The organism is Leptospira mayottensis 200901116 (assembly GCF_000306675.2).
Taxonomy (GTDB): domain Bacteria; phylum Spirochaetota; class Leptospiria; order Leptospirales; family Leptospiraceae; genus Leptospira; species Leptospira mayottensis.
Genome location: NZ_CP024872.1, coordinates 125,001 through 145,425, shown reverse-complemented (window position 1 = coordinate 145,425; position 20,425 = coordinate 125,001). Strand labels below are relative to the sequence as shown.

General features: G+C 39.6%; 19 protein-coding genes and 1 pseudogene (1 of these 20 running past the window's edge). 10 read left to right on the top strand and 10 right to left on the bottom strand.

What is annotated here, in order from left to right; translation table 11 throughout:
- Window positions 1–4: 4 nt before the first annotated feature.
- On the top strand, window positions 5–2,404 hold the full coding sequence (locus LEP1GSC190_RS18205; RefSeq protein WP_002749429.1) for a C1 family peptidase: 2,400 nt from the start codon (window positions 5–7) through the stop codon (window positions 2,402–2,404).
- A 302-nt stretch (window positions 2,405–2,706) separates the two neighbouring features.
- On the opposite strand, the gene LEP1GSC190_RS18200 is transcribed toward LEP1GSC190_RS18205, so the two are convergent.
- From LEP1GSC190_RS18200 to LEP1GSC190_RS18190, 3 genes are all read right to left on the bottom strand, one after another.
- A complete protein-coding gene (locus LEP1GSC190_RS18200; RefSeq protein ID WP_002749304.1) occupies window positions 2,707–4,062 on the bottom strand; it encodes an EAL domain-containing protein in 1,356 nt (451 codons plus the stop codon).
- 97 nt (window positions 4,063–4,159) lie between these two features.
- Window positions 4,160–5,578 (bottom strand): UTP--glucose-1-phosphate uridylyltransferase, encoded by a 1,419-nt coding sequence (locus tag LEP1GSC190_RS18195; RefSeq protein WP_002749456.1) that lies wholly within the window; start codon window positions 5,576–5,578, stop codon window positions 4,160–4,162.
- Window positions 5,566–5,973 carry a hypothetical protein gene (locus LEP1GSC190_RS18190; protein WP_002749512.1) on the bottom strand — a complete coding sequence of 136 codons (408 nt, stop codon included), beginning with the start codon at window positions 5,971–5,973 and terminating at the stop codon, window positions 5,566–5,568. The genes LEP1GSC190_RS18195 and LEP1GSC190_RS18190 overlap by 13 nt, the downstream gene beginning before the upstream one ends.
- Window positions 5,974–6,024: 51 nt before the next feature.
- Between LEP1GSC190_RS18190 and LEP1GSC190_RS18185 the strand changes: the two genes are divergently transcribed.
- Complete coding sequence (locus LEP1GSC190_RS18185) at window positions 6,025–6,996, top strand: lipase family protein (RefSeq protein ID WP_002749590.1); 972 nt, start codon at window positions 6,025–6,027, stop codon at window positions 6,994–6,996.
- Between the two features lie 273 nt (window positions 6,997–7,269).
- Here the strand turns inward: LEP1GSC190_RS18185 and LEP1GSC190_RS18180 are convergent, their stop codons facing one another.
- The 3 genes and pseudogenes from LEP1GSC190_RS18180 to LEP1GSC190_RS18170 form a co-directional block, all read right to left on the bottom strand.
- Complete coding sequence (locus tag LEP1GSC190_RS18180) at window positions 7,270–7,839, bottom strand: hypothetical protein (RefSeq protein ID WP_002749340.1); 570 nt, start codon at window positions 7,837–7,839, stop codon at window positions 7,270–7,272.
- A gap of 12 nt (window positions 7,840–7,851) precedes the next feature.
- Window positions 7,852–8,109 (bottom strand): annotated as a pseudogene (locus LEP1GSC190_RS18175) (hypothetical protein); the annotation flags it as partial.
- Window positions 8,106–9,332: a TraB/GumN family protein gene (locus tag LEP1GSC190_RS18170; RefSeq protein ID WP_036036123.1), complete on the bottom strand. Its 1,227-nt coding sequence runs from the start codon at window positions 9,330–9,332 to the stop codon at window positions 8,106–8,108. The gene LEP1GSC190_RS18170 and the pseudogene LEP1GSC190_RS18175, both read right to left, overlap by 4 nt.
- A 175-nt stretch (window positions 9,333–9,507) precedes the next feature.
- Here LEP1GSC190_RS18170 and LEP1GSC190_RS18165 point away from each other — a divergent pair, with 175 nt between their 5' ends.
- The 4 genes from LEP1GSC190_RS18165 (at window position 9,508) to LEP1GSC190_RS18150 (ending at window position 12,420) form a co-directional block, all read left to right on the top strand.
- A complete protein-coding gene (locus tag LEP1GSC190_RS18165; protein WP_002749308.1) occupies window positions 9,508–10,014 on the top strand; it encodes a chemotaxis protein CheD in 507 nt (168 codons plus the stop codon).
- Window positions 10,015–10,020: 6 nt separating this feature from the next.
- Window positions 10,021–10,872, top strand: coding sequence for an HDOD domain-containing protein (locus LEP1GSC190_RS18160; RefSeq protein ID WP_002749661.1), 852 nt, complete (start codon window positions 10,021–10,023; stop codon window positions 10,870–10,872).
- A complete protein-coding gene (locus tag LEP1GSC190_RS18155) occupies window positions 10,869–11,408 on the top strand; it encodes a shikimate kinase (RefSeq protein WP_002749553.1) in 540 nt (179 codons plus the stop codon). The genes LEP1GSC190_RS18160 and LEP1GSC190_RS18155 overlap by 4 nt, the downstream gene beginning before the upstream one ends.
- Before the next feature lie 115 nt (window positions 11,409–11,523).
- Window positions 11,524–12,420: a tyrosine-type recombinase/integrase gene (locus LEP1GSC190_RS18150; RefSeq protein WP_002749440.1), complete on the top strand. Its 897-nt coding sequence runs from the start codon at window positions 11,524–11,526 to the stop codon at window positions 12,418–12,420.
- A gap of 269 nt (window positions 12,421–12,689) precedes the next feature.
- On the opposite strand, the gene LEP1GSC190_RS18145 is transcribed toward LEP1GSC190_RS18150, so the two are convergent.
- From LEP1GSC190_RS18145 to LEP1GSC190_RS18135, 3 genes are all read right to left on the bottom strand, one after another.
- On the bottom strand, window positions 12,690–13,496 hold the full coding sequence (locus LEP1GSC190_RS18145; RefSeq protein WP_002749315.1) for an SDR family NAD(P)-dependent oxidoreductase: 807 nt from the start codon (window positions 13,494–13,496) through the stop codon (window positions 12,690–12,692).
- Window positions 13,497–13,509: 13 nt separating this feature from the next.
- A complete protein-coding gene (locus LEP1GSC190_RS18140) occupies window positions 13,510–14,610 on the bottom strand; it encodes an MBL fold metallo-hydrolase (RefSeq protein ID WP_002749611.1) in 1,101 nt (366 codons plus the stop codon).
- 66 nt (window positions 14,611–14,676) lie between these two features.
- A complete protein-coding gene (locus LEP1GSC190_RS18135) occupies window positions 14,677–15,045 on the bottom strand; it encodes a SirB2 family protein (protein WP_002617059.1) in 369 nt (122 codons plus the stop codon).
- Window positions 15,046–15,868: 823 nt separating this feature from the next.
- On the opposite strand from LEP1GSC190_RS18135, the gene LEP1GSC190_RS18125 reads away from it, so the two are divergent.
- Together LEP1GSC190_RS18125 and LEP1GSC190_RS18120 are read left to right on the top strand one after the other, a co-directional pair.
- Window positions 15,869–16,348: a peroxiredoxin gene (locus LEP1GSC190_RS18125; RefSeq protein ID WP_002749398.1), complete on the top strand. Its 480-nt coding sequence runs from the start codon at window positions 15,869–15,871 to the stop codon at window positions 16,346–16,348.
- Complete coding sequence (locus LEP1GSC190_RS18120) at window positions 16,349–18,070, top strand: M61 family metallopeptidase (protein WP_002749533.1); 1,722 nt, start codon at window positions 16,349–16,351, stop codon at window positions 18,068–18,070.
- Window positions 18,071–18,116: 46 nt separating this feature from the next.
- Here the strand turns inward: LEP1GSC190_RS18120 and LEP1GSC190_RS18115 are convergent, their stop codons facing one another.
- Complete coding sequence (locus tag LEP1GSC190_RS18115; RefSeq protein WP_002749206.1) at window positions 18,117–18,872, bottom strand: SDR family NAD(P)-dependent oxidoreductase; 756 nt, start codon at window positions 18,870–18,872, stop codon at window positions 18,117–18,119.
- A 79-nt stretch (window positions 18,873–18,951) separates the two neighbouring features.
- Here LEP1GSC190_RS18115 and argB point away from each other — a divergent pair, with 79 nt between their 5' ends.
- Both argB and LEP1GSC190_RS18105 read left to right on the top strand, forming a co-directional pair.
- Window positions 18,952–19,827 carry an acetylglutamate kinase gene (argB, locus tag LEP1GSC190_RS18110; protein ID WP_036036122.1) on the top strand — a complete coding sequence of 292 codons (876 nt, stop codon included), beginning with the start codon at window positions 18,952–18,954 and terminating at the stop codon, window positions 19,825–19,827.
- A gap of 169 nt (window positions 19,828–19,996) precedes the next feature.
- A protein-coding gene (locus tag LEP1GSC190_RS18105; protein WP_002749250.1) for a SpoIIE family protein phosphatase crosses the window boundary here: on the top strand, window positions 19,997–20,425 show its start. The gene runs 1,314 nt beyond the window's last position; 429 of the gene's 1,743 nt are visible here — the first part of the coding sequence; it begins with the start codon at window positions 19,997–19,999; the stop codon falls past the right edge of the window.

Genomic DNA, 20,425 nt, shown 5'->3' with positions numbered 1-20,425 from the left:
GTATATGAGAATTTTAAAATATTCTATTCTAACATCGATTCTTTTTTCGCTCGCTCTCAATCCAATCCTTGCGCAATCGTTGATTCGTTCTTTGGGGATGCAACGGGAATCTACCGAACTCCTTTCCTCCTTAAAGGGCACGAATCCATACGGAATTTCCCATAGAGGGCTTGCTTCGAACGTGGACCTTTCTCCTTCCATGCCTCCTGTAGGAAATCAGGGAGAACAAGGCAGTTGTGTCGCTTGGTCCACAGCCTACGCAACTAAAAGTTTCCAAGAATATATCGAAAGAAAAGGTTCCAAGGATTGGTCTCTCAGAACCCCCGAAGGAAATCCAAATTACAGCAAAATATTTTCGCCCGCGTTTATCTACAATCAAATCAACGGAGGAAGAGACAACGGATCTTTGATCTCCGACGCAATGCGTGTGATCGTGGAAATGGGAGCAGCACCTTGGGAAACAATGCCCTATAATTCCGCCGATTACAGAGCCCGCCCTTCTCAAGCAGCAATCGACGCCGCTTCCAAATACAAAGCTAAAGAATTTTTAAGGGTGAAAACGACGGATATAACCGAAGTGAAAGCGCAACTTGCGGAAGGTAAGCCGGTTGTCGCAGGAGTTTTAGTTTATGAGAACTTCTTCAATCTGAAAGGAGATCAAATTTACAAAGAGGGTTTAGGTAAAACTTACGGAGGACACGCGATCGCGATCGTCGGTTACGACGATTCTAAAAATGCCGTAAAATTCATCAATTCTTGGGGAACGGATTGGGGCGACCAAGGTTACGGTTATATAGACTATCGTTGGTTCACTCGAATTTGTCAAGGCGCCTTTGTAATGATCGACCAGATTGAAACCGTCAGCGATCAAGGAAAGCCGGATTCCAACACTCCCGAACCTACTTCGATCGCGAGCGATTCCAATCCAGAAGCACCTTCTTCCATCATCGCTTCTCAAGGAAGTTTTACAGATAGGGTTTTAATCAACTGGGAAATCGTTCCAAACGCAGTTGGATATGAAATTCATAGAAAGGGTCCAGGAGATTCCAATTTCGGAAAGATCGGTTTGGCGAGCACGAACAGCTTTAACGACGACGGAGTTCAACCAAATCTCGCTTATAGATATAAGATTATGACTTTAACGGATTCTTCCGCTTCCGATTTATCGCAAGGAGAGGTGATCGGATTTGCAAAAACGGAAGAGCTAAAGCCTCCTCCCAAGGTTTTGGGGGTGAAAGCGACACAAGGTCAGTACGATAACAAAATCGAACTCACTTGGGAACCGGGAGGCGTTTCTTCCGAATATCAAATCTTTAAATGGAATAAGGCTCAGAAGAGATACAATCCGATCGGGAACTCCAAGATCAACAGTTACGTTGATTATTCCGCAGCAAAAAAAGGTATCGTGGAAATCTATGTGGTTTCCGGAAAGCTTGGCGGAAAAACCGGAGAACCTTCTGATGCAGTGACCGGTTTTACGGCCCAACCTAAGACCCCTCCTGCAAAGCCATTGGGATTAGTTGCTAGCCGAGGTTCTTATCAAAATAAAGTAGAATTGAAATGGCAGAAAGTTTCCGGAGCTTCCAAATATTTCGTGTTTCGATACGTAAAATCCGGTTGGATTGGAGGAGGAGCTTGGGAAAAAATTTCCGAAACGGGAGCAGAAGAATTCATCGATGAAAATCTGCCCGCTCGATTCGCATACTATTCCATAACAGCCGTAAATTCGGAAGGAAAAAACGGCCCGTTCTCAAGTTTTGCCTACGGATATACCGATCCCAACAAACAAAGAGGTGTAAAAATTACTTCTCCTGAAAACCTAAAAGGTGTTTTAGATGCAAAAGAGGCTAAGATAAATCTGACTTGGGATAAGACGAAAGAAGCATCAGAATATTATGTTTTTCGTAAGAAAAGAGGAGAATCAAAATGGACTTTTCTAGGTTCCGCAGGGAACAAAAACGATTACGTGGCCGTTGTCCCGGAGAAGGAAACTTTATTTCTTTATTCTGTGACTTCAAAAACTGATCTCGGAGGAGAAAGTGAAAATTCCCTTCCCGTGTCGGCCGTCATTTCCACCGCAGTTACGGCTCCTAAGAAAAGAACCTTCGGTGGGGATTCCACTTTAGAGAAATTCAAAGGGCCTTGGACTGCAATGGCCTGGGACGGGAATAACGGAGTAAATCAAGTACTTTTGGAAATCGAAAGTCAGGACAATATCAATTACACCGTAAAATTCAATAAAAAGAAAATCTTCGAAGGTAAATACGTGGAAGAATCACCGATTATCGACAAGGACGGAAAATTCAAAATAGAGATCGAAAAATCGGGAGATGCTCTTTCGGTCACGATGAAAGACGTCTCGATCGTAAGTCAAAAATCCAATTTATCCTTCCTAAAAGAATAAGAAAATCTTTGATTAGGAGTTAATAATATTCTATCAACGCTAATCTCTCGCAAGTCGTAAAAAGTGATTGAAATCACAGTGGTTAAAAATGGAATTTTTTGCGGGAGTCCCATAAAGGAGACTTTCTATTTATAAAATTATGATTTTTTAAATAGAAAGTCTCTCAAATCTTCCACCACCCGACACGAGTAAACAACCGATCGTCGTACTTCTAACGGATTTATCTTGGCTCTAAATAAAATTTAACTTTGGAGACAAAGCGAGTAAAACTTTTAGATCTCCACTTACACAGAAACCTTAATTTAAGAAACGAGTTCCAATTCTTTTGCGAGTTTGAAGATATTGCCTTTTTTCTTGAGTCTGAAAAGAAGTTCTTCTGAACTTAAAATTTGATTTACGATTGTTTCCGGAAGATCCTGCATGTCGTTAAAAATTTCTTTATATTCTTCGACGGAAATTTTTTTACAGAATAGATTGGCTTGAAAATAATAGACTTGGTGTGTAATTAAGAAGTTCAAGGAATCTATGTCTTCCAAAGCCTCGGCTGTGATAATCGCTTCCCGATTATCCGAAAGTCTTCTGCAATAATCGATAAACGCTAAGTTATCTAAGAATTTGGTAAGATCCTGATTGGCCTTAAATTTAAAACTGATCGGATCGAGTTTGAATTCTTTAATCATTTCTCCCAAATCCAAAACGATCTGATGGCTTTGGCTTTTGACTCCAAAATCATCCGCCGCAAAACTGATTCCGAAATTCCAGAATCTCTTACATACGCTCTTGAGTGTGACATCTACTTCTTCATATGGCTTTTCAATTAATTCCATTCTTATAAGAGCCGGATTTAGATTTTGATTAAGAAGAAGATTATGAAAACGAGTTACCTTTTCGTCTGTATCGAACGTATCGATAAGAGTCTGCGGAGAAATATTGAATTTTAAAAGACCAGGGGCTCCATTACAACATACCGTTAATTTTTCCAAAATCAGAAGTTCAATTCGATTTAGATCTTGGTCGTGAGGAATATCCCGAATAAGATCCGCATAACCCGAGTAAGCTTCTCCTCCGACAAACACCTCCCCTCCTTTCATAGAGTACGTATGTGTCTTATGATTGTAGTAAATAATCGGCTGAATGACAGCATCCGCTTTTTCGCCAGCAAAATAATCATTGACCCGATTGAGATAAGTCCAACTCCAGCGGATAAGATTGTCTTGCAAATTTTTGAGCGAAGAAACTTCCAATTCATGAAAAATTTCGTCCACATAAGAAATATAATTACATTGGGTTCTTGCAATTCCAAAATCAAAATTCATAGAACCGTTTTTGATTGAAACCTCTCTGAATCGTCCAAGAAGCGAATCAAAGTTTAAAAATCCGTTTGAGCCGATGCTCATTTGAATCGGAGCAACTCCGATCAGCAGATTCTTTTTATCTCCATAACAGTAATAAGAATAGTGGTTTTCCACACCGGGACACAATTCCGATATTTTGATTGGAACAAGTTGTAAGAAATCAATAAAAGATAAGGATTTTATATCTTGAAATCGAAGAAGAACAATCGGCTTACCTCTGTTTTCGTTGATAAAGACGTTCTTGAACTGTTCAATTTCATCTTCGTCAAAGGATCGGATCTTTAAACTTTTAGAAGTTGTCATTTTAACCTTTATGATTTAAAAAATCCTATTGGATTTGAACTGATTCGTTCCAAGAATTCCAATAAAAGATTCGATGAAGGATTTTCTTTGTAAAGCCTTAAAAGGAATATTTTCCGGACTCTAAAACTCTCGATCCCAAATCAGATATTCTACAAAGCCCGGAACCAGTGTTCTGGATCACTACCTCACCTATGATCGAAACTTTTTGATCAAATAACACTTCTCCCTGAACGATGAGAGAAGTGCAACGCACCAAAGAAGGAATCTCCGGAAAAAGTCGATTGAAGTCTTGGACTTTCTTGTAGTGTTTTTCATCCAAGGTAATTAATACTTCGCCTAACCCCGATTCTTTCCTTGCGTCGGACATCGTAATCGAGTAGTTTTCCCAAAGATGATATGCGTCGGATCTCCGAGCAAGATAATCCTCACATTTTTTTACAGGAGTGAATCGATCTCTGGGAATAATGATTCCTTTGATCTTATTAAAATTTCGGATCGCAGAGCCCATTGCGGTTTCAAGCTGGAGAACGTCTTTTCCTTCAATTGTTTTCGGATTTACGATCAGAGAAAGTTCAAAATTGCCTTGAAGAATTTTTTCCCTAAGAGCAATTAAATCAATCCAAAGGTTGTTAGTCGAAAAAGTTCTAAATTTGCCCAAACCTTCAAACTCGTGTATGTGTTCTTGAGGAACCTGAGCCGTTTCGAGAAGTTGGTAACTCTCCAATTTTCCATGAACGATCTTTTTGTAGATCGCCCCGCCTTTTTTGTCGGCAAGAGTCTTCGGAGTCATTTCCATACAGAATTCCAATTTTTCTTTCAACATATAAGAAAGAATTCCAGGGTGTACAGTAGCCCCTAAATTATCCCCGTTAGATACGAACGCAACTTTATATCCACTTGCAATGAGAGTATCCAAAAATCCAGTCTCCAAAAGAGAAATCCAGATATCTCCGTGGCCGGGAGGACACCATTCATCGTCGGGATTTTTGCACACAATCGGCGTTAGATTTTCTTTTAAAAGACGAGGTACTTTATGTTGTAAGAAAGAAGTCGGGAATTTTTGTCGGAACCCGATTCTTTTCAGTTCCGTCTGACTTTCACTTTGTGTATTGAAACTGTCCATCAGAATCAAAGGAACAGACACATTATATTTCTTTTGAATGAATTCGGATTGTTTGGCGACAATTTCTAAAAAGGACATCCCGTCTTTCAATTCAATCAAGGACTTAGGACCAGAAAGCCCCATCGAAGTTCCGAGTCCTCCGTTTAGTTTGATAACAACCAGATTCTTAAGAATTGACGGATCTGGGAGATTCTCTTTTTCAATTTGTTCGAGAGCGATCTCGTCCGTAACCGGGTCCAGATCGCCTACTTCCTCCCAGCGAACAATTCCAGTTTCCCCATTTCGAACCAGATCCGTCTTTTTCAAAAAATCCTGTATGAAAGCGGAAGACAAACCTTCGGCAGCCATTTTGTTTTGGATTAGTTCATCTGCCCCTAATTTCATCGAATCCATCGAATCACCGATCTGCTATTGTATTGTTCGTCAAACTCAGTAAACTCAATCAAGAATTTCTCGGATGGGTTCGAAGGTTCGTAAAAAAGTTTCGCTCTTACTTCTTTTCCTTTACCAGGAATCGCCTTAGGGACTTCTTCGTTTTCCGAATACAAAGGAAGAAAAACGAGATACGTATAGATATAAACGATAGTTTTCGGAGTTTTTTTATAAACCAAAACTCCCTTACCCGTCAAATCATGTTTTAAAATTTTCGTATAAGGAACTGGGAACGACTTTCTCCAGGTTTCCTTGAAATTTTTCTCCATACCGAAATGTGTCGGAATATTTGAATAGACAACGGAAGGTAAAATGAAAAAAATCCATAGGAAAAGAATCAGCTTCTTTGTTTTCATGAAAGACTCTGACAGTCTTATCTTTTTACTCCATAACTTCAAGCCATTCTCATGAAAAAAATCATATCTACTCTTAGAACGTTTCTTTATTTTCTTTCTGAGATTTTAGAATTCATATTTTCTTTAATTTCTTCGTTATTCCCCTCAAGTGCAGATCCAAGTCTTTCCAGAGGAGATATTTATATCGTAACTGGTTATCTTTCGGGAACTTTGTTTTATTCCAAGTTGTGCAAGGCTTTAAAATCAAAGGGGTATCAGCCTAAAATTTTGAGAATTCCTCCTTTTTTATTTAACACGAAAAAAGCCGTGGAAATTCTCGCAAAACAGATGGATCAAATTCCCTCTAAATCCGTTTTACTCGCCCACAATACAGGCGGACTTTTGACTTTGTTGCTTCCGGATCGAAGCCGTCAAAAAATCCGAGGGCTCGTAACTTTAGGAACTCCGTTTCGAGGAAGTTATTTATTTTCCTTTTTTCCCTTAAGCAGTCTACGTTACGGCTCCGAGTATTTGAAAGAACTCTTTAAAACTTTTTTATTCATGGACCGCTTTCATCCTCTTTCACCTTTAAAAGAATTTATCTTTCTTCCAGCTTCTTCTTCCGTTTACGGCGAAGGAAGAGATCTTTGGTTCGATATTCCAGGAAATTACAACCAAGTTCGCAAAGCTGAAAATATTCGAACAATTTTGGAATTTCTTTCGTTCCATTATCCGAGCGCGGCTACGCAGGAATTCGAAAAGCAAACGATACCTATAACAAAAGCTCAGTTACAAATATTTCAACCCGAAACTTCAAAAGAAAATTTCTCGGCAAAGAAAAAATCAGTGAAAGAGCGCGATTCGAAGTCAAAATCGCCCGTTAAAAAAAATGTTACGACAAAAAATCAAAAGACTCCCAAAAGGAAAACAAAGTCCATCGTGAATCCACAGGTTGTCCGCTCCAAAGCGAAAAATGTGTCTAAGAAAAAACCGATTTCGGTTTTCGGCAAAAACAAATCGGCAGCGAAAAAGAATAAACGTTAGGCGAAATATAGAAAGAATAGATTTCGAACGTTGTCTGTTGCATCACGAAAAGATCCGAGTTCATCGTTTCTGAAGATTGCTGGAATCCGCACGTTTCAAATGACGAATGGTTAGAACTTTACATAGATAAAACGCAAGTGTTCCGACAAAGATCTTTTGAAAAGTAGATTTTATGATAAAAGAAGTCCTCACTAAAGCGTCTCGCCTTTTATGGATCACTCGTTACCTCCGCCCAAAATCAGGGAACTAAAGCGAAGGTTTTTCCTGTGAGTCTTAAGGAGCCGTAATAATAGAACGGTACTGACTGTAAAGAGTATCGTCCGAATCAAAGACGGATTCTGATAAGGCGAGAATTTCTCCCGACTGAAGAGATACGACTCTCAGTTGAAGTAAAAACGTCTGGTCGTTGAATTGAACTACTCCCAAAAGCAGAAGATCCGTTCCCGATAATTTCCCGATTTCCAGATTCTGATCGGAAAGCACCAATCCGGACTTTTGAAAACTTTGTTCGTTGATGAGTCGCCCCAATTGGGACTTTTCCACAAGTACAATCTTTTCCGGATCATACATCTGCGGCAGAAGTTGAGAGGAAATCGTGGTTCCTAAAATGGTAACCAAGCCGTTTTCATTTAATAAAGGGAGAACGGCAAGTTTTAACGCGCCTTTTTTTTCGGGAAAATAAGTTTGTCGGTTAACGTTGATCTGTTTTTTCAACGCGATAGAAACTTCCTGCAAAACCACGCCTAAAGGTTTCGGAAGACTCTTTTTCGAAGAACGTCCCGCGACCGCACAATCCGTGAGCAATAACAAAATAAATAATATTATAAAAATAAAATGTTTCATTTAGAAATACTTAATCGTTGCATCAGAATATCCAAAGCTACTATTGAAAAGCGGAATCGATTTCCCAGATCGAAAGATATTTTGAATCTCGGGAAAAGAAAGTTTTCCTGATTTATCTTCGTAATACGTTAGATACGGTTGAAGATTCCATTCTTTCATTACCACATTCGGTTCGAATTCGGCGGGCTCGGAACGAATCGCGAAAAAAGCTCCGGAACAAGCCAAAATCGAAAAGATAAAGGCTTTAGATTTCCGAAGCCTAAAAATCACATCAATCCCTTAAGAACTCGGAATAAGTCTGCAGTTACAATAAACGTACCGATACTACTGCCTATTTGAGGAAGTATAAACACGAGAAAGATACGAATCACGTTATTCTTCCAATATCCTTTCCAGTGTTCCGAATCCTGAGCGATTTTTTCGAAGTCCTCAACGAGGGGTTTGCGTAACCAAGATTCGCATAACGCGGCAATCCAACCCGGTTTGATAATCGGATTAAAATTACCTATGGGAGCGGCAAGAAACGCAAGGACCACGGATAGAGGGTGCGCAAGAGAAATAATAGCACCTAATGCGGCAAGTCCGCCTTTGACTAAAATCCAACGAAGAACTAATTCCTGACCTTGTTGTCTGCCTCCGAAATAGAAAACAGTCAGAATGAGACCGAAAAAAATCCCGGGAATCAAAAGACCTTTCCAACGGTCCAGAGCCACTTTTCGAGGTAAATGATCTAGACTGGAAATATCTCTCTCTTCCCAGACGTGATTCATGATGCCTTGCAAGTGACCTGCGCCGACTACGGCAAAAATTTTTTTCCCTTCCTTTGCGGTGTCTCGAATCTTTTGAGCGAGGTAGGAATCCCTTTCGTCGATGATTACGTTCTTAATCGACTCATAGCGTTTCGGAAGTTGGGAAAAAAGATCCTTGAGAACATCTTCCGATTTCATCTCTTCAATTTTTTCCTCGGAGACATCTTCTTTCACGAAAAGGGAAGCCAGTAGCGCCGAAAGAAGAAACATACGATTGAAAATTCCGATGTTCCACCAGGCTCTTTTGAGAGTCGTTGAAATTTCCCGGTCGATTGGAACGATTTTAGCGCCGATTTTTTCACCTTCGCTAATTGCCATTCTCATCTCATCCCCTGGGCGAATGGAGCCTTTACCGAGTTTTTTTTGGAATGCGGAGAGAATAAGGCTTGAAAGGAGAAGATACATTTTTCTTTCTTTAAAAACTTTGAATATATCTAATTTTTTCCAGTGTTCGTTATCTTTAAGGGAACGCATTCTGGAATTACAAAGTTCAACACATACCGTGTCCGGTTTTTCTTTCCGGATGATTTTTTGAACCTCGTCTATACTTTTTTGACTGATATGCGCAGTCCCAAGAATCGTTACAATCGTCTTGCCCAGTTTAAACGTTTCAATCGGTTCCGAGCCGAAGACTTTTTTTTTGTGTTCGGATTTTACCTTACTTTTAAGTGCCGCTTTTACCATTCCAAAGGCAGTATATGAAATCAAGATCCGAGAGTAAAATGAAATTCTGCCGTTTTTAGATTCAAAGGCACCTACTTCTTCAAATTGTTTCAAAAAAGTATTGAAGAATTCGAGAGCTTCCTATAATGTCTTGTTACACTTTTATAACTAAAATGATCGGGATAACGGGATACAAATGCTGACAAAAGGATTAAAAGTAGTCAACGTAGGAATCGCCGATATGCAGGGAGCACAGTCTCCCGAAATTTTGAGAACCACTTTGGGTTCCTGCATCGGGGTGGTATTTTACGCTCCCGACAAAAAGATAGGAGCAATGGCTCACTTTATGCTCTCCAAAGACCCAAGCGGAAAAGATTCACAAAAGAATCCTTTCAAATACGCAGAGACTGCAATTCCTCTCTTGATCAAAAAAATGAGCGAAATGGGCTGTAACCACGGAGAATATTCGGTAAGACTCTTCGGAGGTGCCTCCATGTTCAAAGGAGTTCAATCCAGTTTTTTACAAAACATCGGAGAACAAAACATCCTTATCGCCAGAACTATTTTGGAACAAAGTAAAATTCCTTTAATCTTAGAGGATGTCGGAGGAAACGACGGTAGAACTATCAGCTTGTATTTGGATGACGGCCGGGTTCTTTTAAAAAAAGGCGGGTTTGAAAAGTATCTCTACAAGGTCAGGTAAGAAAAGATGAAAGAAAAAATAGACCAACTTTTTTTAAACGACGCTCAACTTCCTAGAATTTCATCCGTAGTTACGAAAGTAATGCAAATGGTGCAAAAACAAGATGTAGCGATTCCGGACCTAGCAAAGGAAATTTCACACGATCCGGGTCTAACGGCCGATGTGATTAAACTTTCCAATTCGGCTTACTATCGAGCAGCAAAACCAATCAAAACCGTACAAGAATCTCTGATGACTTTAGGAATTAAAACGGTAAAAGATATCATTCTACTAACCGCGGCGAGAGGAATTCTTAAAAAAGATCTGAAAGGTTATCAGATAGAAGCGGAAGACAACTGGATTCATTCTCTCACGGTAGCGGAACTTTCCAAAAGAATCTGTGAACAGAAAAAGCTCAAAATCGGATTGGACCTCGCGTTTACCGGTGGCCTTTTACACAATATAGGCAAAGTGATTCTTACCGACTTTTTTCCCGCCGTGATCGCCAATCTTAGGGAAGAATTAAAAACTCATTCCGTTTCGTTCGAAGAATTAGAAAGAAAACATTTCGGATATTCCCATGAAGAAGTGGGTGAGAAATTATTAGAAAAATGGAATTTTCCAAAAGAATTGATTCACGTAGCACGAAACTACAGCCAACCCGAAAATGAAAAAGAATTTCAGGAATTGGTATCCGTGGTTCATGTAGCTCATTCGATTTCCATAGCAGCGGGAGTGGGAATTGACATCGCGGGCTTATCCACCCCAATTTCCAATAAGGCTTTGCAAATTATAGGAATCACCGACTCTGACGTACAAATGTACTATACGGTCCTTCCTGAAATACAGAAGCACATCCGCGAGTTGATTCAGGCTTGAGAAAAAATTTTGCTCTGATCGGTCCAAGAGGGGTCGGAAAATCCAAAATTTCTCGCAAACTTTCTAAAATAACAGAAATGCCCGTAGTATCTACGGACATGATCGCGGTTTACGAGATGGGAGGGATTTCCATTCCGGAATTCATTCAAGAAAATGAAGGAGATTGGAGAACTTTTCGAGATCTAGAGTTCCAAATCTTAGTAAAACTCAAAACTTCCAGAGGAATTATCTTAGATTGCGGAGGCGGTATTTTATTTGATTTGGATGCCAAAGGAAAAGAGATCCCTAGTAATCGCAAAATTGATCTTTTAAAGTCCATTGCGGTCGTTTTTGGCCTCTCTAAGCCCACGGACGCTTTAGTGGAAAAGATTCAAAGCGACCCTACTCGTCCCCCACTCAGTGCAATTAACTCCTATCGGAACGTATTAGAGAACCGATTGCCCCATTATCGAAGTGTTTCGGATTATTACCTTGAAATAGATGATTTGAAGGTGGAAGAGGTTTGTTCTAGAATTCTGCGCAAAATCGAATATTGAATTGACACATTTTGGCGATATTTGGTTCCCTTTTTTCAAAGCTTTTAGAAAAAGAATATCAAAATCATATAAAAGCAACTAACGAGTCTCATTACTAAATTAGCAGGGAAGAAAGATGGCAGAATTGGACGTTCCAAAAAAGAACAAACACTCGATTGAAAGACTAATAAAGATTATCCGCCAGAGAAATTATAAAAAAGCTACGGCTTATACTTACATGAAATATAACTTAGATTTTCTTCATTTTGCGGACAAGCCTGCGGAAAGGATCACTGTGAAAGATTTAAATCGTTATATGGATCACTTAAGAAAGAGAAAAGTATCTTCTTCTACCATTCAGATCAACGTAAGTTCTTTGAAAATGTTTTTCGAAGACGTAATGAAAATGAATTTATTCCAGGATTTTCAAAGGCCCGTACGGGAATATAACAATCCGAACGCAATCACTTATAAAGAAATGCAGAGTATTTTAAAAACTGCATCATCTAACGCAAAACATGAGTTGATGTGCGGTCTGGTGTATTTTGGAGGCCTTCGCGTCGGTGAATTGATTACTCTTAGATGGGCTCATTTGGATACAAAAAGGAAATCGATTCACATCAAAGTTCCGATTCTTTCCCAATCTAGAACTGTAGAAATCCCTGCGGAATTAGGGACTCTGATCAAGAGGTATGAAAGAGAAGTTATCTCTTCTTCGAACGCATATCTGTTCCCGGGAAAAAGTTTAGGATCTCATACGACATCTAGAAACGTGGAAAGGATCATTTCCGAAATAGGCAGGAACTCCGGAATTTCAAGTCCAATAACCGTTTTTACTCTCAGACATAGTAGAGCCCTACATTTGATCGCCGACGGTTCGTCCTTGAACCACGTGAAGGATTTTCTAGGACATAAAACTCTGGCAAGCACCGAGTCTTATTTACCGGTAAAGAGAAATCTAAGATCGTCAGTCAGGGAAAAATCAAGACAGGATGCCCTTAAAAATATTCGTAAAAAGTTCAGGACTAGTTAAACTCTAAATTCATTTTAAAAAAGGTTTTGAATTTTCCGATGTCGTTTTTTGTAAGATGTGTATCTAAAAACCTGAAGAGAAATAGCAATTGCTAAATCGCCAATAGCAAAATGTAGTATTACGTCTCTTTTTGAGAAGTTTATAGATTTTTAAACCGTCTTTTTATCGTTAACTAGCTAGGAGTTCCTACTTCTAAAGGTTTGGGGACAAGTTCTAAAAACAAGCAAACGAAAATTAAAATCCGAACATAGAAAGAATCCGGAGAGAATTTAGTCTTTGGTATAAACGAATTGTTTTTTTAGACCTTTTTTTCGGAGAATTGGACCCAAGATTGCGGCGGTTGCAGGAAATACATTTCCGATCTTTGCAAGAATACCACGACTACTAGGAACCAAAATTTCAAGCGGCCTTTTGGTAAGAACCTTACCAAGAATGATTTTAGAAACCTCTTCCACCGTTAAAATTCTACCCCCGGAAAAAGTCATCGAAGCCTGTTTATAATCCTTCTGTAGATCCAGCATCGGAGTTTTGATCGCGTCAGGACAAACAACCGTAACATAAACATTTTTTTCTTTCAATTCCTGAGCGATCGCAAGGGAAAAACCTCTCACCGCAAACTTAGAGGTAGAATACAAGGAAATTCCAGAAATTGGAGCGACTCCCGCTAAGGACGCGATATTTACGATATGCCCCGCTCCTGCCGCTACCATTCTGGTTGCGGCCTCCCTCGTTCCGTACATAACTCCCTTTGTATTGATATCGATATGCCGATCGATATGATTGGAAGAGACTTCATAAATATAACCGGGCAATAAATAACCTGCAACATTGAGAAGTACATCAATCTTACTCCATTTTTTGATCGCAAGATCCATTACTTTTTTCCAATCGTCAGGAGAAGTTACGTCGAGTTTAGAAACAAGCACCCGATTTTTTTCATTTTTCCAGGGAATTGCGAATTTTTTGAGTTCCTTCTCATTGACGTCCGTGATTAGAATCGAATGCCCGGCGGCAAAAGCTTCTTCTGCTAACTTTTTTCCAAGGCCGCCCGCGCAACCTGTGATGAATAAAATCACTTTTTTATTTCCTTTAGATCACCGGAGAACCAAAAGACAATCTTCCGAAACTAAAGGTAGGGGTCGTTCCTGGAAACAACCAGTAACTTGTCATCTCTGAAGAAGGCATAACGTTGTAAAAGTCCGAATTCCTGGAAGAAATTCCCGCCATTTCTTTTTCCTGAACCATGGAAATATACTGTTCCAATCCGCTCTCAAGTGTATTTCCGTTTAGGATAACTTCCATACCGGTCGCCTTTGCGTATTTTTTCACTCCTGGAATCCGGGACTTTAACGGAGAATAACTATCTGCACTAACCCCGTTTTCGCTCGAAACAAAAATCCCCTCGGAAGTATGGGCCACAAGAGAATGATTTCCTGAAGTATGTCCCGGAGTACGTATTAAAGCAACTCCTTGTCCCAACGAGACGTCTCCGTCCAAGATCCGAATTCGATCACTTGCAACTCCTCCGGTTCCATTCGGACAATACCAATCCGCTTGAGGAGGAAGAAGTCCCTGAACCGAATCCCATTCTTGTCTCATTACCAAAAGTTTTGCGTTCGGAAAGTAGCCTTTTTCTCCATTCGCCCCCAACCACTTACGGATATCCTGTGTATGAAGGTGATCATAAGAAATATAGTCGACTTTTTCGGGAGAAATCCCCGCATCTTTCAGACACTCTTCCACTGTGTTTAAAATCGGTGCGATGATCTTTTTTCCAATGGATTGAAACGGTCCGAAAGATTCAGAAAGTCTTTTGAAAAACGGGGTTTCCGTATTTCCATCCAAATCGGAAGGAGAAAATAAAAGCGTTTTGATTCCATCCGGAGTTTTATACTGGATGATGAATAATCGATTGAGAATATGCATGTACGGAGTTGGAAGACTATAAGCATTTAAAAGCGCATAACGCGTAGGATAAGGAACCCTGATTAAATCGTAAGACCTGTAAAAAATCACTTGAGGACCGGAGAGCATCTTCTCCCTAAATTTACGAGCCCTTCTTCGAACGTCTTCTAGACGATCTACCGGATGAGGCAGATCTCTAGCACCTAAAAAATCGTTGATGGATCGAATCGAAGAGTCCTTCTTCATCTTGGAAATCCCTTTTACTGTGGATGTTTTTTTTGCCATATTTTTTAATCCCCTGAGATGTTTTAGATTATATTTCCTATTTTCATTTTCGAAGGTGAATGGAAATCAAAACGGTTTGTAAATTGCGACATACACTACAAGAAGGCCAAGAAGGGGAAATCCGAACCAAAACATTTTTCCCAAGGAGGGTTTTTTATAAACCACTGTCAAAAGTCCGCCGTATGCCAGCCAGATCGCAAATTTTGCAATCACCCAACCCGGCCAAGACCAAATGACCCCAAGTCTTGCCAACATCCCAAATCCGCCTAACAAAATTAAAAAGAGACCGATTCCATGTGTAATCGCTACGATTTTACGATTGGAAAATTCTTTCGTACCCCCATTCAAAACATGAAGCGTAACCCCTCCAAGCGCGGTAAACAATAGAAGAATTCCAAAAATATGAATCATTTTATAGACTGTATAAGAGATCATAGGCCAGTTTTTTCCTCATTCCAAATTGATAGTTCAAAAAATTGCTGTTTTATTTTCCGAAACACGACCGACAACTCAATATAAAGAAAACTTTACACTGCCGTATAATATAGGGAATTTTATAGTGAACTCTGAATGCCGTTTTTCCCCGATGGATTTTTAAAGACAATCTCCAAATATTTCGACAATAGTCGAATCCCTTAAAAGAGCCGCATCACGGAATCCAATCTTTAAGAAAGAACAGACTTTGGCAACGATTGTTTATAGTCAGAGCCTGCCGTAAGACCACATTCATAATCTTTGTTCCGACAAATACTTTGCTAAAAAAACGCTTGAAACCGGACTTTCCAAGTCCGTTCTTGGTTAGGATTCTCGAAAAATTATCCTCTTTTGAAAAATAAATTTTCAACCACGGCTTTAAAATTTTGAAATAGCCCTTCCAAAAAGATTCCGAAAACTTGGGACTCAACCTTTCCTACGAACGCGACACATACTCCAAAGTGAAAATGAGTCTGAGTCCGCTAACGTTGTTTTCCAGTTTAAGCGGAGAAAGTGTGCCCCGATCATCTGTAAATTTGGCCTTTTTACCTTTCTTGATGTCCGGTTCACTCGCATTGAGTCTTATCCAAGACGTTCGATCGCAAATCTCAATCGCTGCATCGCTCGCTATTAAACGAATCGTTTACTTTTCCAGAAAGTGTTGAACCCGATCTAAAAATTGTATTCCTTTTAAGTACAAACCGCCTTTAAATCTTTCATACTATTTCGAAAAGCAGTTGCATCTCATTTGAATTCGATATTCTTACTTCCGGAGGGAATTTGAATGTCGGATTCAATGTTAGGAACAAATCTACCCACGATTAGTTTGGAAAGTACGGAAGGTAAAAGCATCAAACTTCCGGAAGATATTGTTGGTTCTTGGACTCTTCTCTATTTTTATCCTAAAGATGATACTCCGGGCTGTACTAAACAAGCCTGTAGTTACCGGGATAATATTGAAGAATTCAAAAAAATCGGAGCTAAAGTTTACGGAGTAAGTCTGGATCATTTAGACTCCCACAAAAATTTTATTCAAAAATATTCTTTGAATTTCCCGCTTTTGTCCGATCCGGATCACAAACTCAGCGAAGCCTTGGGAGTTTATGGCGATCAGGAATGGAAAGGTAAGATTTTCAAAGGACTTTCTAGAGACTCTTTTTTAATTTCTCCAAATGGAAAGATTCAAAAGGTTTGGAGAAAAGTTGACCCGACGACTACGGTGGAAGAAACTCTCCAAGAGATTTCCAAAGTCAGCGGTACATGATTGTCTAAACTTCACTTTTCTATTCAAGAATATCAACTTACGGGACATTATCTTCAAGTGGATTTGGAGATAATGTCCCCCCGAAAAGAAATAATCCTTTCCCTTCCCGTTTGGTCCCCTGGGTCCTATATGATTCGGGATTATTCTAAACATATTCATAAACTCGAAGTCTTTGCTTTAGGGAAAAATAGGAAACGTCCAGAAGTTTCACAAATTGGTTTAGATTCCTGGAGCGTTTACTGCGAAGGGAAACCGTTTAGAATACGTTATGTGGTTTATGGTTATGATTATTCAGTTCGTTCTAATTATTTTACAACCGAGTTTTGCCTTTTGCACCCACCCGCCCTGTTCTTATATCCGAAAGACGAAAAAGTTTCCGAAATTACATTAGAGATTTCGAATTCTCTTCCCTTTGAATTCTGTCACTCGGGTATAGATGGCAAAGGGAAAAAACGTTTTTCCAAAAATCTAGACGAGTTCTTGGATGCCCCCATTCTTTTATCCAACCGCGCGGCCGTTTCCTTTCGTGCGGGAGAATGTGTTCATGAAATCGTACTCGAAGGAGAATTATCCAAATCTGTTCAGAAAACTCTGATCCCGGATTTACAAAAGATTACTGAAGAACAAATCCGTTCTTTAGGCGGTTCACCGAATAACCGTTATCTATTTATTTTGATTTTATCAGAAGGGGCTTACGGAGGTTTAGAACATCTCAATTCTTCGGTAAATATGTACGATCCTTTGAAGGCAATTTCAAAAGACGGATATCTAAAACTTTTGGAACTTTTGTCCCACGAATACTTTCATCTCTGGAACGTAAAGCGCATCCGACCGATCGCATTAGGCCCTTTCAATTACCAAAAGCCGAGTTTAACAAGAGAACTATGGATAGCGGAAGGAATCACTTCTTTTTATGACGCATATTTTTTAGTCAAAACCAAACATCTCAATGCGGATTTGTATCTTGCGAAAGTAATGGAAGATTTACTGAGTTTGGAAAAATCGGAAGGCGAATCTTGGATGAGTCTTGAAGATTCTTCGTTTACGGCTTGGACCAAATTCTACAATCGCCCGCACGATCCGAACGCAAATAATACGGGAATTTCCTACTACATCAAAGGAAGTATTTTGGCTTTGGCTATGAATCTTCACCTTTTGTCCGAATCTTCAGGCGATCATTCTCTTTTAGATGTGATGAACGAAATTTATCAAACCTTCCATTTAGTAAAAAATCGGGGTTTTACAAAAATCGAGTTCTTTGAAGCGGCAAAAAAATGTACAGGGATCGATCTAAAATCGGAATTCGGCGATTATCTTGACAAACCAATTCCGGTTCCAATTGAAAAATATTTTCACAAAATCGGTGTTAAGCGATCGGATTCGAATCCGGAAGCGGAACTCGGTTTCGGAACCAGGGAAGAAAAAGGAAATCTCGTCATCCATAAGATCGACTGGAAATTTTTAGATCCTTCTGTGGACCTGAGTCAAGGAGACGAGTGGATTGCATTGAACGGAACTCGGATTCACTCCGGAAATCGAAAGAATCTTTTGAAACAATTTAGGGCGGGCGAAAAAATAGAACTTTTGATCGCAAGAAAAGGTAAAATCCTCAAAAGGAAAATGAAACTTTCCAAACGATTTCAAACGAGCCAATTTAAATTCGAAGAACACATATCCGAGAATCAAAGAAAGTTACGCAATCTTTTTTTCGGAATAAAGTAACATAACGAAAATTCAATATATTAAAATATTCTAAATTTAGAATTTTTCATACCGCAGTGATTCCGCCATCAACGGCCCAGTTTGCGCCGTTGATATAAGAAGAGTTTTCGTTTAACATAAAAGTAACGACCCTTGCGATTTCGTAAGGATACGCAATTTTTCCGGACGGGGTCATTTTAATGATTTTTTGTCTATGATCGGAAACTTGATCCTCCTGAATTCCCATCGACGTTTCCATATAACCCGGACTGACCGCATTCGCAGTAATTCCGAAAGGCCCCCATTCATCTGCAAGAGATTTTACAAAACCGATCAAAGCGTGTTTTGATGAGGAATATGCAACCGAATTTGCGGAGCCGATCAGCGATAAAGAAGAAGCGATAAATACCAATCTTCCTAATTGCAAATTTTTGAATATAGGTAAAAGAAACTTCGCAATTTGAAAAGAAGAACGTATATTTATCGAAAAAATACGATCCCATTCTTCCAGACTGACTTGGGTGATTTTATGATAAGGCCCTCCATATCCGGCACAGTGGACAAAACCGTACGGAATCTGATTTTGGGTAGAAATCGTATTTTCCCATTTAGAGAGCGAGGAAATAAGTTCTTCGTCTTTTGTAAGATCCGTATTCAGGAAAAGTTCTCCCGACAAAATTTTCTTCGGAACCTGAATATCTAAATTGGTCACGGAATAACCTTCGAATACAAGAGATTCAGCGACGGCTCTTCCTAAACCTCCACTTCCTCCGGTAAGAATCACATTTCTTTTTTTGTTCGTTTCTTGATTTTTCGGAGACAATCTATAACCTCATAACAGGCAACTTATTATTCTCTATTTCTAGATGACAGAGGAAGACACAAGGATTCTTTTGTTTCTCATGGAAAAACTTTTGGAAAGAGTCAATCACATCCTAGAAGCCCTTCCTTATATCACCAAATATTCAGGCAAGACGGTTGTGATCAAATACGGCGGAGCCGCGATGGCTAAGGCCGATCTCAAAGAATCTTTTGCTAAAGACATCGTCCTTTTAAAGTATGTAGGCATTCATCCCGTAATCGTTCACGGAGGAGGACCCGAAATCAACCGCCTCTTAGATAGTTTGAAAATTCCAACTGAATTCGTTCACGGACATAGGATTACCGACACTCAGACAATGGAAATTGTGGAAATGGTTCTTACCGGTAAGGTAAATAAACAAATCGTTTCTATGATCAATTCTCAAGGAGGAAAAGCGGTCGGAATTTCCGGCAAGGACGGTAATCTCGCAAAAGCAGTCAAAGCTCCGATAGAAATCGAATTGGAAGGAAAGGAAAAACAGCTCTTCGATGTGGGGCTTGTAGGAAGAATCGAATCCATAAATCCGGAAATTCTTCATAACCTCCAAAAGGAAGGGTTCATTCCGGTCATCTCTCCAGTAGCGGAAAGTATAGAAGGAAACAGTCTAAACATCAACGCGGATACTTTCGCCGGTGAAATCGCGGGTGCTCTCAAAGCGGAAAAACTTATTCTTCTTACCGACACGGAAGGAATTTTGATCGACGGAAAATTAGCGACCGGCCTTAACCGAGGTAAAGTGAAGGAATACATTCGGAAGGGAGAAATTTCAGGCGGAATGATTCCTAAGGTAGAATGTTGTCTGGCAGCGATTGATCAAGGAGTGCATAGAACTCATATCATTGACGGAAGAGTTTCTCATTCCATCTTGATTGAAATTTTCACGAACCAAGGCATCGGTTCTTTAATTGAATCATGATTTGTCTTGCTCTTTTTCGAAAAAGATACATTCGTGGGTTCGATTAACGCTATTTTTCATTTGTTTCGTTTTCCTCAAAGTTTTCGATTCGTTGAAACTCCTTGACAAGGAAAACTTTCCCGTGTTCAATGATTGAATTCTTTCTACAAAAAAATCCCAACACCCCTTTATGAGTGAAAGGCAGTTATCCTTATCTTTAATTTCCAACATTACGGCGAAAATTAACTCGACCGACAACCTGGAAGAACTTCTTAACATCATCATAGAAACCACAAAAGACGTCCTTAACACAGAAGGTTGTTCCCTACTTTTGTATGATCAAAACGAAGATTGTCTCGTTTTCAACATTGCTAAAGGCACAAAAGGAGAATCCCTTACGGAACTGAAAGTTCCAAGAGGAAAAGGGATTGCGGGAATGGTTCTAGAGACATTAGAACCCGTAATCGTGAACGACGCAAAAAACGATCCTCGAATTTATAGAAATATCGATGAGACCGTGGGGTTCGTTACCTACAACCTTATCTGTGTTCCGATGAGTACTCAAGGGGAAATCCAGGGTGTACTAGAGGCGGTCAATTCCCTAGAAAGAAAAGAATTT